Source organism: Shinella sp. AETb1-6 (genome assembly GCF_009826875.1).
GTDB classification, from domain to species: Bacteria; Pseudomonadota; Alphaproteobacteria; order Rhizobiales; family Rhizobiaceae; genus Shinella; species Shinella sumterensis.
Genome location: NZ_WUMM01000001.1, coordinates 20,625 through 34,190, shown reverse-complemented (window position 1 = coordinate 34,190; position 13,566 = coordinate 20,625). Strand labels below are relative to the sequence as shown.

Below are 13,566 nucleotides of genomic sequence, written 5' to 3'. Positions count from 1 at the left end.
GGGCGAGGGGCTTTTGCCCCTTCGTTCGGTGACAGACGATGCGCGAGTCGATAAGACAGGGCATGTTGTCCCACGCACGGGAAGATGCAAGACACTTGGCCACGAACACCGATACCCCCGCAGAGATAAAGACCGAGAGCCGGACGGGTGGAGACGGCGAGATCTGGCGTCTCTCCGGCCGCTGGATCAACACGACGGCGGTCGCCGCCTCCAAACAGCTCGACGGCATGAAGGGCGGCACGACGGGGCCGCTGGAGATCGACCTCGGCGGCGTCGAGGAAATGGATACTGCCGGCGCCTGGCTGTTGCGGCGCGCCATCACCGCGCGCCAATCGGGCGGTGGCGAGGTCACCATCACCGACCGGCCGGGCGCAAGCTATGCGGACCTCATTGCGGCACTGCCCGAAAAGCTGGCCGAAGCCGGCGATACGCGCAGCGCGTCGGGCTCGCGTTTCGAGCGCATCTTTGCGCCCATCGGCCGCGTCGTGGTCGACATCTGGAACGACTCGGTCGCCGCCATGTTCATTCTGGGCTCGGCGGTGCGTGGGGCGCAGCTCAAGCTCGGCCGCAAAAGCGGCGTTTCGCCCGCCGCCATCGTGCACCAGATCGACCATATGGGCGTGCGCGCCGTTCCGATCATTCTGCTGATGTCGTTCCTCATCGGCGCGATCATCGCCCAGCAGGGCGCCTTCCAGCTGCGATACTTCGGGGCGGAAGTCTTCGTCGTCGATCTCGTCGGTATCCTGCAGCTGCGCGAAATCGGCGTCCTGCTCACGGCCATCATGATCGCCGGCCGCTCCGGCAGCGCCATCACGGCCGAAATCGGCTCGATGAAGATGCGCGAGGAGATCGATGCGCTGAAGGTGATGGGGCTCAGCCCCATCGGCGTCCTTGTCTTTCCGCGTCTGGTGGCGCTCACGGTCGCGCTGCCGCTTCTGACGATCATCGCCAACTTCGCGGCGCTCGCCGGTGCCGCCTTCGTGGCCCGGGCCTATTCGGGCATCACCTTCGACACGTTCCTGTCGCGCCTGCGCGAGGCGATCGATCTCTCGACCATCGTCTCCGGCATGATCAAGGCGCCCTTCATGGCGCTGATCATCGGCATCGTCGCATCGGTGGAAGGCCTGAAGGTCGGCGGCAGCGCCGAATCGCTCGGCCGCCATGTCACCGCCTCGGTGGTGAAGTCGATTTTCGTCGTCATCCTCGTAGACGCCCTCTTCGCCGTGTTCTACTCCGCAATCGACTTCTAGGAATGCAGATGGACCCGGTTACGGCAGATCAGAAGGACGTCATTCTCTCGGTCAAGGACCTGACCGTCGGTTTCGGCACGAAGATCGTGCTCGACAAGCTCAATCTCGACATCTACCGCGGCGAGATCCTCGGATTCGTTGGTGCGTCCGGTACCGGCAAATCCGTTCTGATGCGCACCGTGCTGCGGCTCCTGCCGCGCCGCGGCGGCAATATCCAGATCTTCGGTACGGATTTCGACAAGGCGACGGATTCCGAGCGCATGGCGCTGGACATGAAGCTCGGTGTCCTCTTCCAGCAGGGGGCGCTGTTCTCGTCGCTGACGGTGCGGGAAAACATCCAGGTGCCGATGCGCGAATATCTCGACCTTCCGCAGGCGATGATGGACGAACTGGCGCGGCTGAAGATCGAGCTCGTCGGCCTCGCACCCGATGCCGCGGAAAAATTCCCCTCGGAGCTTTCGGGCGGCATGATCAAGCGCGCGGCGCTGGCCCGTGCGCTGGCGCTCGATCCGGCGCTTGTCTTCCTGGACGAGCCGACATCGGGCCTCGATCCCATCGGCGCGGCCGAATTCGATGCGCTGATCGCCAAACTGCGCGACACTCTGGGCCTCACCGTGTATATGGTGACTCACGACCTCGACAGCCTGTTTTCGGTTTGCGACCGCATCGCCGTGCTCGGGCAGAAGAAGGTTCTCGTGGAAGGCACCATCGAGGACATGCTGGCCTTTGACGATCCTTGGGTGCAGTCCTATTTCCAGGGCAAGCGTGCACGATCGATCGTGCGATAGACATGAAGGGCATCCGGGAGCATCCCGTCCCGGCGGATGGAACTGCAAGCAGGACTGAAGAATGGAAACGAAAGCCAATTACGCCCTCGTCGGTTTCTTCACCGTGCTGGTCATGGCAGCCGCCTTCGTGTTCGTCTACTGGATGTCACAATACGGCCGGGGCGGCGACATGGCGCAGCTGGCGATCCGCATTCCCGGTTCGGCCAACGGTCTGTCCATCGGCTCGCCCGTGCGCTTCAACGGCATTCCCGTCGGTTCCGTGCGCAGCCTTGCCATCGACAAGGACGATCCGCGCTTCTCCGTCGCCATGACCGAGGTCGCAACCAGTGCGCCCGTGAAGAAATCCACCTCCGCCGTGCTGGAAGTGCAGGGCCTGACGGGTGCGGCCTATATCGAGCTTTCCGGTGGTTCCGCCGGCGATCCGAACATCCTGCGCGACGCCTTCGACAACGAGACGGCCGCCGTTCTCCAGGCCGAGCAGTCGAGCGTGACCAACATCCTCTCGACGGCCGACAAGATCCTCAAGCGGGCCGATGCCGCCATTACCGATGTCCAGGGTTTTGTCGCCGATGCCCGCGGCCCGCTCACCAAGACCATCCAGAATGCCGAGCGCTTCTCCGATTCGCTCGCTGCCAATGGCGAGAATATCGACGAGTTCCTGAAGAGCGTCGGCGGGCTTTCCGAGACGTTCAGGAACCTCTCCGGCCGGCTGGATTCCACGCTCGCCTCGGTCGATTCGCTGATCAAGGCCGTCGATCCGAAGAAGGTCGAGGACTTCGTCGGCAATGTCGACAAGGTCAGCAAGGATATCGCCGACGCCTCCGGCAACGTGAAGGAGACGGTCGAGGGCTTCCGCAAGACGGCCGAGACCTTCGATACCTTCGGCAAGAATGCGACCGTAACGCTCAATAAGGTCGACAGCCTGATCGCCGCCGTCGACGCGCAGAAGGTCAGCGGCGCCATCGACAACATCTCTGTCGCGACCCAGGATGCGCGCAAGGCGATCGCGTCCGTCACCGGCGTCGCCGACAAGATCGGCAACCGCCAGGAAGACATCGACCAGATCATCACCGACGTGCAGCAGATGAGCAGCAAGCTCAATGCGGCGTCCACGCGTGTCGACGGCGTGCTCGCCAAGCTCGACGGCTTCCTGGGCGAGGGCGATTCCGAATCGCTGTTTGCCGAGGCCAAGGCGACGTTGCAGTCGATCAAGCAGGCGGCGGATACGCTGAACGGCCGCATAGGGCCGATTGCCGACGGGCTTCAGCGTTTCTCGGGCTCGGGCCTTCGCGATGTCGAGGCGCTGGTGCTCGATACGCGCCGCACCATCCAGAATCTCGACAGCGCGATCTCCGGTTTCGAGCGCAATCCCCAGCGCCTGCTGTTCGGCGGCGAGACCGTCAAGCAGTATGACGGTCGTACCCGCCGCTGACCCCTTGAAGTGTGGCCGTATTTACACAACGGCTGCTCGGGTCTCGCTTGCGTGCAAGGACTTGGCCCACACTACCGTGACAGCCTGCAAGGCCGCTGCTACATATCGATATCAAGGGTTTCGAGGACAATATGACGGTATCGGGTATGGAGATGTGGCGGAGAGGACCTGCGACGCGGATCGTACTCTCGGCCGTTCTGGCTGCGTCACTGACCGCCTGCGGCGGCGGAGCGGCCAAGAACGATACGTTCAGCCTCACATCTGCGGCACCGATCGAGGGGCCGTCTGCGAAGAGCCGGCAAATCCTCGTGCCGCAGCCGACCGCGCTGAAGGCGATCGACAGCGAACAGATCGTCATCCGCCCGTCGCCATCGGAGATCCAGTATCTCTCGCAGTCGCAGTGGAGCGACAGCCTGACCAAGATGGTGCAGGCCAAGCTCGTGCAGGCTTTCGAGAATACCGGCCGTCTGGGCGGTGTCGGTACGCCCGGCCAGGGGCTGGCCATCGACTACCAGATCGTGACGGAGATTCGCGCGTTCGAGGTTCAGACCTCCGGCGCCGGCACCGCGATCGTCGAGATTTCCGCCAAGCTGCTCAATGATCGCAACGGTTCCGTACGGGCGCAGAAGGTGTTCCGGGCGACCGCGCCGGTTCGCGGAACGGGTAACACGGCTTTCGTGAAGGCGCTCGATGCGGCCTTCGCCGCCGTCACCGCCGACATCGTCGGCTGGACGCTGAAAACGATCTGATCGATCGATCTCTTATCTAAACGTTTTCGGCCGCGCGCAGCCCCTTGAGGTCGCGCGCGGCCTTGTCTTTTCGTGTCAGGCCGCTTCGACGCCCTGGATGGCCGAGACCTTCCAGTCGCCACCGTTGCGGCGCAGGAACGTCCAGACCTCGACGGTTTCCGTGAGATTGTCCGGATCGCCGGAGACCAGCTTGCCCGAGGCGCGGTCGCGCATCACATCGATGCTCTCGTAGCGCATGGCGACCGTGGCGTAGTCGTCGGTGCCTTCGCGCCAGGCTTCCGCCACGTCGCCCTGTACGAGATGGATGTCGCGCACCTCGTTGCGCAGGCCCTGCGTGGCGTTGTCGCCGATCTCCTCGGCGAGATAGGACATCGCCTCCGGCGTCGTGATCTGGCGGAGCGTGCGGAAGTCTTCCGCCGCATAGGCGGCCTGCAATTCCTTCAGCATGCCTTCGAACTGTTCGAGATCCTGCTGTCCTATGCCGATCTCGTCGCCGGACTGCGGCTGGACTGCGGCCTGTCGCTCGCCGCCGCCGCCGATGCGCGGGATCTCGAAATCCGAGCCGTTGCCGCCCTGATAGGCGCTGCGCGCCGCGCCTGCGCCGGCATAGGCCGGTGCATTCTTCTGCGCGAACATCCGCCGGATGAACAGGAAGGCACCGGCGATGAGCAGCACCTGGAGGATCAGGCCGAGGAAGCCGATGCCGCCGCCGAGCCCGTGGCCGAGCATCATGCCGACAAGGCCGCCGAGCATCAGGCCGCCGAGCATGGAGCCGCCAAAGCCGCCGAACAGGCCCGGACGCGGGTTCGTCGCCGTGTTGTTACGGCCTGCCGCCTGCTGGGTGGTGGATGGCTGGCGCGTCATCGTGCGGTCGATGGGCTGGGCTTCGTTCGGCGCGGTGCGCGTCGTCGAGGGCGTGGAGAAGGTGCGGGTGCCACGGCTGCCGAAACCGCCGCCGGCGCGACGGGCCTCGGCCACGTCCACCACCGTCATCATCACGACCAGCGCCACGGCCAGCGTCGCGAGAAGGCGTCCAAACCCCTGTATTGCAATCATATTCGTCTCTCTCCCTTGCGGCATCAGGCCTTTTGCTGGGGATATAGAGGCTGGCGGCCGCGAATATAAGAGAAGGGCGGGCGGAAACGACACTGCCGGCTCACAAATGCGTTATCGGCCATAACGCAAAACGGCCGCCCCTAAGGACGGCCGCCAAGTCCTGCACGATCCGCTTCACTCAGTTGAAGCGGCCTGCCGCGTGGGCCAGCATTGTGTAGACCTTGCCGGTGTCCGAGGTGAGGTAGGTCTGCGTCATCGTCTTGTCGCGGTCGTTGCGGGCCACGTCGGCGAGCAGCTTCTCGAAATCCGAGATGTAGCGGTCGACGGCGGTGCGGAACTCCGGCTCGCGCTCGTACTTGCGCTTGATCTCGTCGAAGGTCTGCTGGCCCTTCAGCGTGTAGAGGCGACGGGTAAAGACGTCGCGCTCGCCACGCTGGTAGCGGCGCCACAGGTCGACTGACGCATCGTGATCGATGGCGCGGGCGATGTCGACGGACAACGAGTTCAGCGATTCGACGACATGGCGCGGGTTGCGGCTGTCGGCGGGGCGGGCCGCCTGGCCTTCGCCCCGAGGCTGGGCGAACTGGGCTTCCTCACGCGAGACGGCGCCGCGCAGGAGATCGCGCATCCAGCCGCCTTCGCCGCCCGCCGTTCTGGCATCGGTTTCGGCGGGCAGGGGCTGCGCGCGCTGCGGCACGGTGGCGGCGGCTGCGCGCTCCAGCCCGAGGCTGCCGCGAAGCTGCGGCTGTTCCTCGCGGCGCGGCTCGACGCGGGCCTGCTGCTGGACGGGCTGCTGCGCAGGTGTCGCCTGGACGGCCGGGCGCGAGACTTCGAGAGCGGCCGAGGATTTGCCGATGATATCGGACAGGTCCTGCAGCGCCTTGATCTGCTCGCTGACGGCGCGCCGCATCTGGGCAGCGTTTTCCTTCGCTTCTTCCGGCAGGTCGAACGCGCCGCGCTTGAGTTCGCCACGGGTCTGGTCGAGCTCGCGGCGGATTTCGCCGGCGGCGCGGCGGATTTCCTCGGTGGCGCCGGAGAATTTGCCGATGGCTTCCTCGACCGCCTCGCGCATCGCGTCGCGCATGACGGCCGTCGCGGCCTCGGACTTCTTGCCGGATTCGTTCAGCAGGCGATCGACATCCGAAAGCGAGGCGCTGACGCTGCCGCGCAGGCGGTTTGCGACTTCCTTGGTGCGCTCCTCGGCGCGTACGAAGGCGCCCTCGACGGACTGGCCCGCTTCCTCGCCGGCCTTGACCAGCGAATCGCGCAGCGTGGCGGCGGCGGTCTCGGCACGTTTTTCGGTCTCGCTCAGGATGCGGCCGACTTCGGCGAAGGAGCCCTGGATACCGCCGCGCAGGTTGCCGGCGATCTGGCTGGAACGTTCCTCGGCGCGGCTGAACGCACCTTCCACCATGCCCTCGAGCGAGCGCATGGTGCCCTCGATTTCCTCCGACCGCTGGACGAGGCCGACGGAGAGCGCGCGCAGCGCATCCTGACGTTCCTCGAGCGTCGAAACGAGGTTGGACTGGGCCGCGGCCAAGAGGTCCGACGCCTGCGACAGGATCTTCGAGTGGTCCTCGAAACGACCGACGATGCCGCCGATCTGGGAGAGGGTGCCGGCGGCGATATCCGACAGGCGGTCGACCTTGCCTTCCAGCAGGCGCGACGTGGTGGCGACCATTTCGGAGGCGCGTTCGGCCGACGAGCTGAAATGCTCGGCCGTGCTGCTGAGGCGGCCGTCGATGGCGCCCAGCGTCTGGCTGGCCGCATCGACCATGCCGGCGATGGCGCCGTTGCTTTCCGAAAGGCGGGCGATCAGGCCCTCGACATTGGCCTGGAGGCCGTCTTCGATGGCGCGCATCGCGCCGGCCGCTTCGTCCGTGCGGGCCGTGATGGCGGCCAGCGTGTCGGCGGTGCGGGCGGAGATCGCGTTGATGAGCGCGGCGTTCTCGTTGCGCAGGCGATCGGCGCTTTCGCGGGCGACGCCGGAGATGCGCTCGGCAGCCTCGCGGCCGACGGCCGCGTAATCGTCGATGACCGGGCGGGCTTCCTCATTGATGAGGCGCGACAGCTCTTCCGTGCGGCTCGCCAGCATGGAGTTGAGTTCGCGGGTGCGCTCGTCGAGCGTGGAGCGGATGGAGGCACCGCGCGTGTCCAGCGCCTTCTGGACCTCGCCGAGACCCTGCTGCAGGGCCTGGGCCTGACCGGCCAGACGGCTTTCGGTCTCCTCGATGGAGCGGGCGAAGGCCTCGTTGCGGGTGGAGAGGTTTTCGGCAAATTCGGCGCCAGTGCGGGCGATGTTCTCGGCCACTCGCTGGGCTTCCGTGCCCATTTCCGTGGCCGCACGGGAAACCGCGCCGCGCAGCGAACTGCTGATGCTGACGAATTCCTCGCCGGTCTTGGCCAGCGACTGGGCCGAGCGCACGGCTTCGGCATCCATGTCCTGCGCCGCCTGCGAAACGGCTTCGCGCAGCGTCTGAGCGAGGCCCGCAGCCTTGCCGTCGATCGTGCGGTTCACATTGTCGAGGCCGATCGTGAGCGCCCGGTCCATCGTGCCGAGGCGTTCCTCGATGCGGCCGGTCTTGTCATCGATCGTGGCCGCGATGCGTTCGGAGGCTTCGCCGGCAATCTGGGCGATCTGGTTGGCGCGCTCGCTCAGCGTGCTGTCGATGCGCCCGGCGGCCTGGTCGGTAACCTGCGCAATCTGGCCCGCGCGCTCGGTCAGCGTGCTGTCGATGCGCTGGGCGGCATCGCCCGCAACGCGCTCGATATCGCCGACATGACCGGCGAGGGTGGCGGCGATCCGCGCCGTGGTTTCATCGCCGATGCGGTCGACTTCGGCGATGGGTCGGGAGAGGGCGTCGGAGACGCGCAGCGAGACGTCGCTGCCCACGCGCTCCAGGTCGGCCAGACGCTCGCCGAGCGTGTCGGAGATGCGGGAGGCTGCCGTGTCGACGATGCCGGAGACGTTGTCGACGCTGTGTTCGATGCGGGCTTCCAGCTTGCCGAGGTTTTCTTCCAGGCGGCTGCCGGTGGTGTCGAAGCGGTTGGCGACGCTGTCGACGGTCTGCTCCATGCGCGCGCCGAAGGCATCGGCGGCCTGCGCGATCTTGGACGTGGTCTCGCCGAGGCGTTCGGCGACGGCATCGGTGCTTTCGCGCACGCGTTCGTTCAGGAGGTCGGCGCTGGTGTCGATGGTGCGGCGCAGTGCTTCCTGCTGCTGCTCCAGCGAGATTTCCAGCATGCCCGCGCTCGTGGCGATGGTTGTGCCGATCGCGGTGGTCTGGTCGTTCAGCGTCTCCGTGAGCTGGTCGCGGCCTTCGCTGATGGCGACATTGATCGCATGGATGCGGTCGTCGAGCGTCGCGCGGATCTGTTCATGCGTCGAGACGAGCGAGCCGGCAAGCTCCGAGGCGCGGCCCGAAAGGGCTTGCGCGATCTCGGCGGCGCGGCCGGAGAAGGCATCGGCGAACTCGGTCGCCTGGCCATGCAGCACGCCGCCGAGCTGCTGGCTGCCTTCCGACAGCACATGCTCGACACGGTCGGCTGCGTTGTCGATGGCCGCTTGCATGGAGCCGGCGCTGTTGGACAGCACGGAGGCGAGGTTGGCTGTGCGGCCGGTGATGACCTCGTCGATCTGGCGGGCAGCGCCGGTGAGCGCGGTCTCGACGCGATTGGCCGCCGAACCCACGGAATTCTCCAGCTGGCTGCCGGTCTCGTGCAGCATGGCCGAAAGGGCTGCCGTGCGCTCGGTAAGCGCGCTGTCGAGGCGGTTGTGGCTTGCCGCGATGGTGGAGGTGATCTCGTCGGCGCGGGCGCCGAGCGCTTCTTCCATGCGAACCTGTGCGGCCTGGATGTCGGTCGCGATGGCCGTGCCGCGGTTGTCGAGCGCTTCCGTCAGGCGGCGTTCGCTGCCCGAGATGCTTTCGGCCAGCGCATCGGCGCGCGCGCCGAAGCCGCTTTCGATACGGCTCTGCACCTCGGCGAGCCCGCCGAGCAGGGCGGACGACTTTTCGGACAGAACCGCGCCCACGCGCTCATGTGCACCGCCGACAGCGTTGCTGATGGCTTCCGCGTGGCCGGAAACGGCGCTTTCGAACACTTCCTGGCTGGTGGCGATGGTGGTCGCCAGCGCGAAGGACTGGTCCGTCAGCGTGTTGCCCAGGCGGTCGATGCTGGAGGTGAGGATGCCGTCGATCGCCTCGCGGCCGCTGGCGACGGTCTCGTTGATGCGCGCAAGGCTCTCCATCAGCTTGGAATCGAGCGAGCCGGCGCGCTGGTCGAAGGCCTGAGCGAATTCCTCGACGCGCTGGTCGAAGGCGCCGGCGATCTGGCCGACGGTCGCCTGCATGCGCTCGTCGAAGAAGCCCGAACGAAGGTCGAGGTCCATGACGGTGTCGTCGGCGGCGTTCTTGAGGCTCTGGCGGAACTGCGCGCCCTTTTCGTCCAGCGCCGCGTTCATCGACTGGAGAACGTGATCGAGGCCGCTCGTCACCGCGTGCTGGCCGATCGAAAGGCTTTCGCTGATCTCGCGGGTGCGGGCGATCAGCGTTTCATTGAGCTGCTTTGCGCGCTCGTTGAGCGCGGCATTGAGCTTCTCCGTGTTGGCGTCGAGCGAGGTCGCGCGCGTTTCGAACTGCTGGAGAAGATCGCGGCCGCGGCTGTCGAGGTTCTGCGTCAGCTGTTCCAGGCGCGTATCGAATTCATTGGCAAGCGCAAGGCCGGAGGAGCTCAGCGTGGACAGGAGGTTGTCCGTGCGCGCGGCGAGCATGGCGCCGATGGTCTGCGTCGCGCTGTCGGACTTTTCCATCAGCATCGCGGCGCGCGTGTCGAGCATGGAGGCGAAGGCCTCGCCGGACGTGGCAAGCCGCGCCGTGATGCTCTCACCGGCGCTGGCCAGTTCGTCCTTCAGCTGCTCATGCGCGCCGGAAATGGACGAGCGGATGCGTTCGGCGTGGCTGACGATCGCCTCGCGTTCCGTGCCGAGTTCCTGCACGAGCGTGCGCACGCGCATTTCATTGTCGGAATAGCTGCGCTCGAGGGCGTTGACCTCGGAGTGAACGAGCGTTTCGAGTTCCGTGGCGCGTGCGATGGTGCGCTCGATGCCTTCGTTCATCGCCGACACTTCGCGGCGCACGGCCTGGCCGACGGACATGATGCGGTCGGCAGCAACGGTTTCCGGCTCGGAGAGGCGCAGGGCGACTTCCGCCATGGAGCGCGCCGCGCTGCGCAATTCGTGGGCGCGCGCGATCATGATGGCGAAGGCGAAGAACAGCATGATCGGCATGATGATCGCGACCAGCATGCCGATGGCGCCGGGCAGGGCGACCAGATCGGCGATGGAGCGGATCTGCCAGATCTGCGGTGCATAGAGAAGATTGGCAACGCCGACGCCGCCGATGACCCAAAGCACGGAGGCGAGCGCGGCCATGCGGATCGGGCCGCGCGAGGAGCGCATGTCGAGCGACTTCAGGATCGCGGCGGGCGTCTTGCGCGAACCGTCATTGGCGGGCGCGAAGACCGGCGTCTTCGGGCCGGGCTCGGGGTTCAGGTTGCGCGGGGTCTCGGCGGACGCCTGCTGACCTTGCGTCTTTCCCTGAATTCGACTTGCTGGTTCAGACACACGGGCCTCCGACGAATCCGTCTTCGAAGGCGTCTCCGCGGTCAGATCGTCGAAATCGATTTTCAAGGCCTCTTCAAGAGCCTGGAATGCCTTGTCGTCGATCGACTCAATGGTCTTGTTCGTCGCCATGCGGGTACGCCTCGTTACCATGTCCGGGTCGAGCCCTATACGCGCCGCCGCTGCTCGGGCGTATTCGAGATCGTCCGGTTGGCGGCCGGTCTTGCCGCGAACCCTCATGGTTGCGCAGCGTCCGGACCGCCGTTCATTCCCAATTCGTTCGATAGACCGAAATGACGGAAGCGTGTATATCCGCCAACGGCTTATCCACCGGGACTATCCGGCCGTATCGTAGTGACACATTAGCCTGTATCACACAATTGATTGCCATCTCCCTTAGGCTGAAACTTAACAGAAAGTTAATTTCAGCCGATTCTGTATCGCAATGGAAAGCTTGAGAAAAAAGCCTTTTTTCAGGCATTAACCATAGTTTGCGATTCATGCCCATTTTGCGCCGCCTTTTAATTCGATAGGGGCGTCCGCCACCCACAATGGCATCCGTTTCCACGCGTCAGGCGGGCGAACGGACGGGCAGGCCCGTAAACGTGGCATGCTCCATAACGAAACAAGCGCGCGCGGCGCGAACAAGGATATTGGCAAATGGCAGCGCTCAACATCGCCTTCGATACCCCCGACAACGCCAGCGGCATCTGTGCCTCGAATGGACGGCCGATCGATTTGGTACACCTTGGCCGCCAGACCATGGGCGACAAGGCGCTGGAGCTGGAAGTGCTGCAGATGTTCGCGCGGCACGCCCGCCAGAGCATGAAGGAACTGGCCATGTTCGAGGGCGAGGCGCGCGCCTCGGTCGCGCATCGCCTCAAGGGGTCGGCGCAGTCGGCCGGCGCCACGGCCGTGGCGCGCGCCGCCGCCGCGCTGGAGGAAAACCCGGCGGATGCGATTGCGCTCGCCGCCGTCACGGCCGCCGTCGTCGAGGCCGAGAACTTCATCCTGAAGCTCTGCCGCTGACCGGAACTGTGGCATAACGGCAGCCCCTCGCCCCCGGATGGCCGGGCGGCAAGGCGCGATGTTGACTGTGGAGGGGTTTTGTTGGAAACCTCGGCCGCAACGCCGGCAGGCGGGCGGCTGCCCGCTGCGCCGGACAGAGGCCCCGGGGCCGCTCACAGAATTCGGAAGCCATCATGAGCAAACTCACCATCGTCGCCTTCGACGGCACCCGTCACGAACTGGATGTCGCCAACGGCTCCACGGTCATGGAAAATGCCGTGCGCAATTCCGTGCCCGGCATCGAGGCCGAATGCGGCGGCGCTTGCGCCTGCGCGACCTGTCACGTCTATGTCGACGAGACCTGGACGGCGCTTGTCGGCCCGCCGGAAGCGATGGAAGAAGACATGCTCGATTTCGCCTATGACGTCCGGCCGACCTCGCGGCTTTCCTGTCAGATCAAGATGTCGGATGCCCTCGACGGTCTCGTGGTCCACGTTCCCGAGCGCCAGGCCTGACATCAAATTCCTGAAAACGGATTACGGCCAGCCGGCGCGCCTTGGCGCGACCGGCCCCATTGTCGTGGGCGCGAAAAATCACCGGCGTTACCGTGCAGGGATCGAGGCGCAGGGACGAGGCAAAAAAAGCCTCGCCGGTCTATGGGACAAGCGAGGCGAGGAGGGCGCATCGCAGCGAGGAAAGGGAGGAAACAACCTGCTGCTATGATGTGGATGCGCCAGGAGAACCTGTTACAAACTGCTTCATGCTGCACGGGGAGAAACATATCCTCCCGGTCACCGTTGAAATGAACATAGGGTGATTTGCGCATTTGCGCTATCGCAAGAATTCATCCGTCATTTCACACATAAAACGACAAAGCTTGCATCGCATCGCGGTTTTTCATCGCAATTGTTCTGGCAATACTGAGCGGCCGGGCGGCCTTTACTCACTTCCCGTTTTTCAGGCGGTGCGTCAGCAGGCGCATCATGCGGTCGTTGAAGTTCTTCGATTCGATGCGGTCGAAACGGGCCTGGTCGGCATCGTGACGCGCGACGGCGTCGGCGGTGGCGCGGTCCACCCGCGCCTGCATGCGCTCGCAGTCGGGTTCCGACGGCAGACGCCGCAACTTGCGCTCCAGATCGCGGGCATGGGTGCGGGCGATCTCCGCATGCCGCTCCTCGTGGCGCTTGATGTCGCTTGCCAGCGTATCCCAGATCAGCGCCAGCGACGGGGTCGCGCGATTGCGGTTCTTCCAGCGCGGCAGGATGATCTGCGTGGAGAGCACGACCTTGGCCTCGCCGACCGCACAGCGGTTGTTGCGGCGCACGTAGGTTACCGAGCCGCCCCACTTGATCTTCGTCGCGCCCGGATGCCGCGAGCCGCTGCGCTTCATCATCGGCCCGCGCTTCGACAGTTCCGCGTCGAGTTCGGCGGCGGTGCGTCCGCCGACCGGGAAATAGGAGAAGGTCTTCGTGGTGATCGTCTGTGCACCGGCTGGCTGGAAAGGGAGCGAGGCGAGGGCGGCAAGGGCCATCAAGCGGGCGATGGTCTTCATTCGAATCCGTATTCCTTTCGCGCCGGCGGGCAAGCCCGACGGTGTGCCGGCAATGCGCCGGTTGAACTTCGTCTAAGCTTGGGGCATAGGCTCGGCAAGCGCAACACCCAT

The 13,566-nt window shown here is 65.4% G+C and carries 9 protein-coding genes; 6 read left to right on the top strand and 3 right to left on the bottom strand.

Features of this window, described 5'->3' with window-relative positions:
* The first annotated feature begins 62 nt into the window (after window positions 1–62).
* The 4 genes from GR158_RS00140 to GR158_RS00125 all read left to right on the top strand — a co-directional run bounded on the left by GR158_RS00140 (window position 63) and on the right by GR158_RS00125 (window position 4,219).
* Entirely contained in the window at window positions 63–1,250 is a 1,188-nt protein-coding gene (locus GR158_RS00140) for an ABC transporter permease (RefSeq protein WP_160869160.1), read from the top strand.
* Between the two features lie 8 nt (window positions 1,251–1,258).
* Window positions 1,259–2,038 carry an ABC transporter ATP-binding protein gene (locus GR158_RS00135; protein WP_160869158.1) on the top strand — a complete coding sequence of 260 codons (780 nt, stop codon included), beginning with the start codon at window positions 1,259–1,261 and terminating at the stop codon, window positions 2,036–2,038.
* A gap of 61 nt (window positions 2,039–2,099) precedes the next feature.
* The gene (locus GR158_RS00130; RefSeq protein ID WP_134649959.1) at window positions 2,100–3,470 is read left to right on the top strand and encodes an MlaD family protein; all 1,371 of its coding nucleotides are present in this window, start codon (window positions 2,100–2,102) and stop codon (window positions 3,468–3,470) included.
* A 146-nt stretch (window positions 3,471–3,616) separates the two neighbouring features.
* Window positions 3,617–4,219 (top strand): ABC-type transport auxiliary lipoprotein family protein, encoded by a 603-nt coding sequence (locus GR158_RS00125; protein WP_246665512.1) that lies wholly within the window; start codon window positions 3,617–3,619, stop codon window positions 4,217–4,219.
* Between the two features lie 75 nt (window positions 4,220–4,294).
* On the opposite strand, the gene GR158_RS00120 is transcribed toward GR158_RS00125, so the two are convergent.
* Window positions 4,295–5,275, bottom strand: a complete 981-nt coding sequence (locus GR158_RS00120; protein WP_160869154.1) for a Tim44 domain-containing protein — start codon at window positions 5,273–5,275, stop codon at window positions 4,295–4,297.
* Window positions 5,276–5,453: 178 nt separating this feature from the next.
* Complete coding sequence (locus GR158_RS00115; protein WP_160869152.1) at window positions 5,454–11,027, bottom strand: kinesin; 5,574 nt, start codon at window positions 11,025–11,027, stop codon at window positions 5,454–5,456.
* A 528-nt stretch (window positions 11,028–11,555) separates the two neighbouring features.
* On the opposite strand from GR158_RS00115, the gene GR158_RS00110 reads away from it, so the two are divergent.
* Together GR158_RS00110 and GR158_RS00105 are read left to right on the top strand one after the other, a co-directional pair.
* Window positions 11,556–11,924 carry an Hpt domain-containing protein gene (locus tag GR158_RS00110; protein WP_160869150.1) on the top strand — a complete coding sequence of 123 codons (369 nt, stop codon included), beginning with the start codon at window positions 11,556–11,558 and terminating at the stop codon, window positions 11,922–11,924.
* Between the two features lie 173 nt (window positions 11,925–12,097).
* Entirely contained in the window at window positions 12,098–12,418 is a 321-nt protein-coding gene (locus GR158_RS00105) for a 2Fe-2S iron-sulfur cluster-binding protein (RefSeq protein WP_134649955.1), read from the top strand.
* A gap of 428 nt (window positions 12,419–12,846) precedes the next feature.
* Here the strand turns inward: GR158_RS00105 and GR158_RS00100 are convergent, their stop codons facing one another.
* A complete protein-coding gene (locus GR158_RS00100) occupies window positions 12,847–13,455 on the bottom strand; it encodes a DUF922 domain-containing Zn-dependent protease (protein WP_160869148.1) in 609 nt (202 codons plus the stop codon).
* Window positions 13,456–13,566 lie beyond the last annotated feature (111 nt).

Bases quoted from the DNA above. Each gene is read 5' to 3' on its own strand.
- GR158_RS00140 (WP_160869160.1), top strand. From the start codon at position 63: ATGTTGTCCCACGCACGGGAAGATGCAAGACACTTGGCCACGAACACC.
- GR158_RS00135 (WP_160869158.1), top strand. From the start codon at position 1,259: ATGGACCCGGTTACGGCAGATCAGAAGGACGTCATTCTCTCGGTCAAG.
- GR158_RS00130 (WP_134649959.1), top strand. From the start codon at position 2,100: ATGGAAACGAAAGCCAATTACGCCCTCGTCGGTTTCTTCACCGTGCTG.
- GR158_RS00115 (WP_160869152.1), bottom strand. From the start codon at position 11,027: ATGGCGACGAACAAGACCATTGAGTCGATCGACGACAAGGCATTCCAG.
- GR158_RS00110 (WP_160869150.1), top strand. From the start codon at position 11,556: ATGGCAGCGCTCAACATCGCCTTCGATACCCCCGACAACGCCAGCGGC.
- GR158_RS00125 (WP_246665512.1), top strand. From the start codon at position 3,617: ATGGAGATGTGGCGGAGAGGACCTGCGACGCGGATCGTACTCTCGGCC.
- GR158_RS00120 (WP_160869154.1), bottom strand. From the start codon at position 5,275: ATGATTGCAATACAGGGGTTTGGACGCCTTCTCGCGACGCTGGCCGTG.
- GR158_RS00100 (WP_160869148.1), bottom strand. From the start codon at position 13,455: ATGAAGACCATCGCCCGCTTGATGGCCCTTGCCGCCCTCGCCTCGCTC.
- GR158_RS00105 (WP_134649955.1), top strand. From the start codon at position 12,098: ATGAGCAAACTCACCATCGTCGCCTTCGACGGCACCCGTCACGAACTG.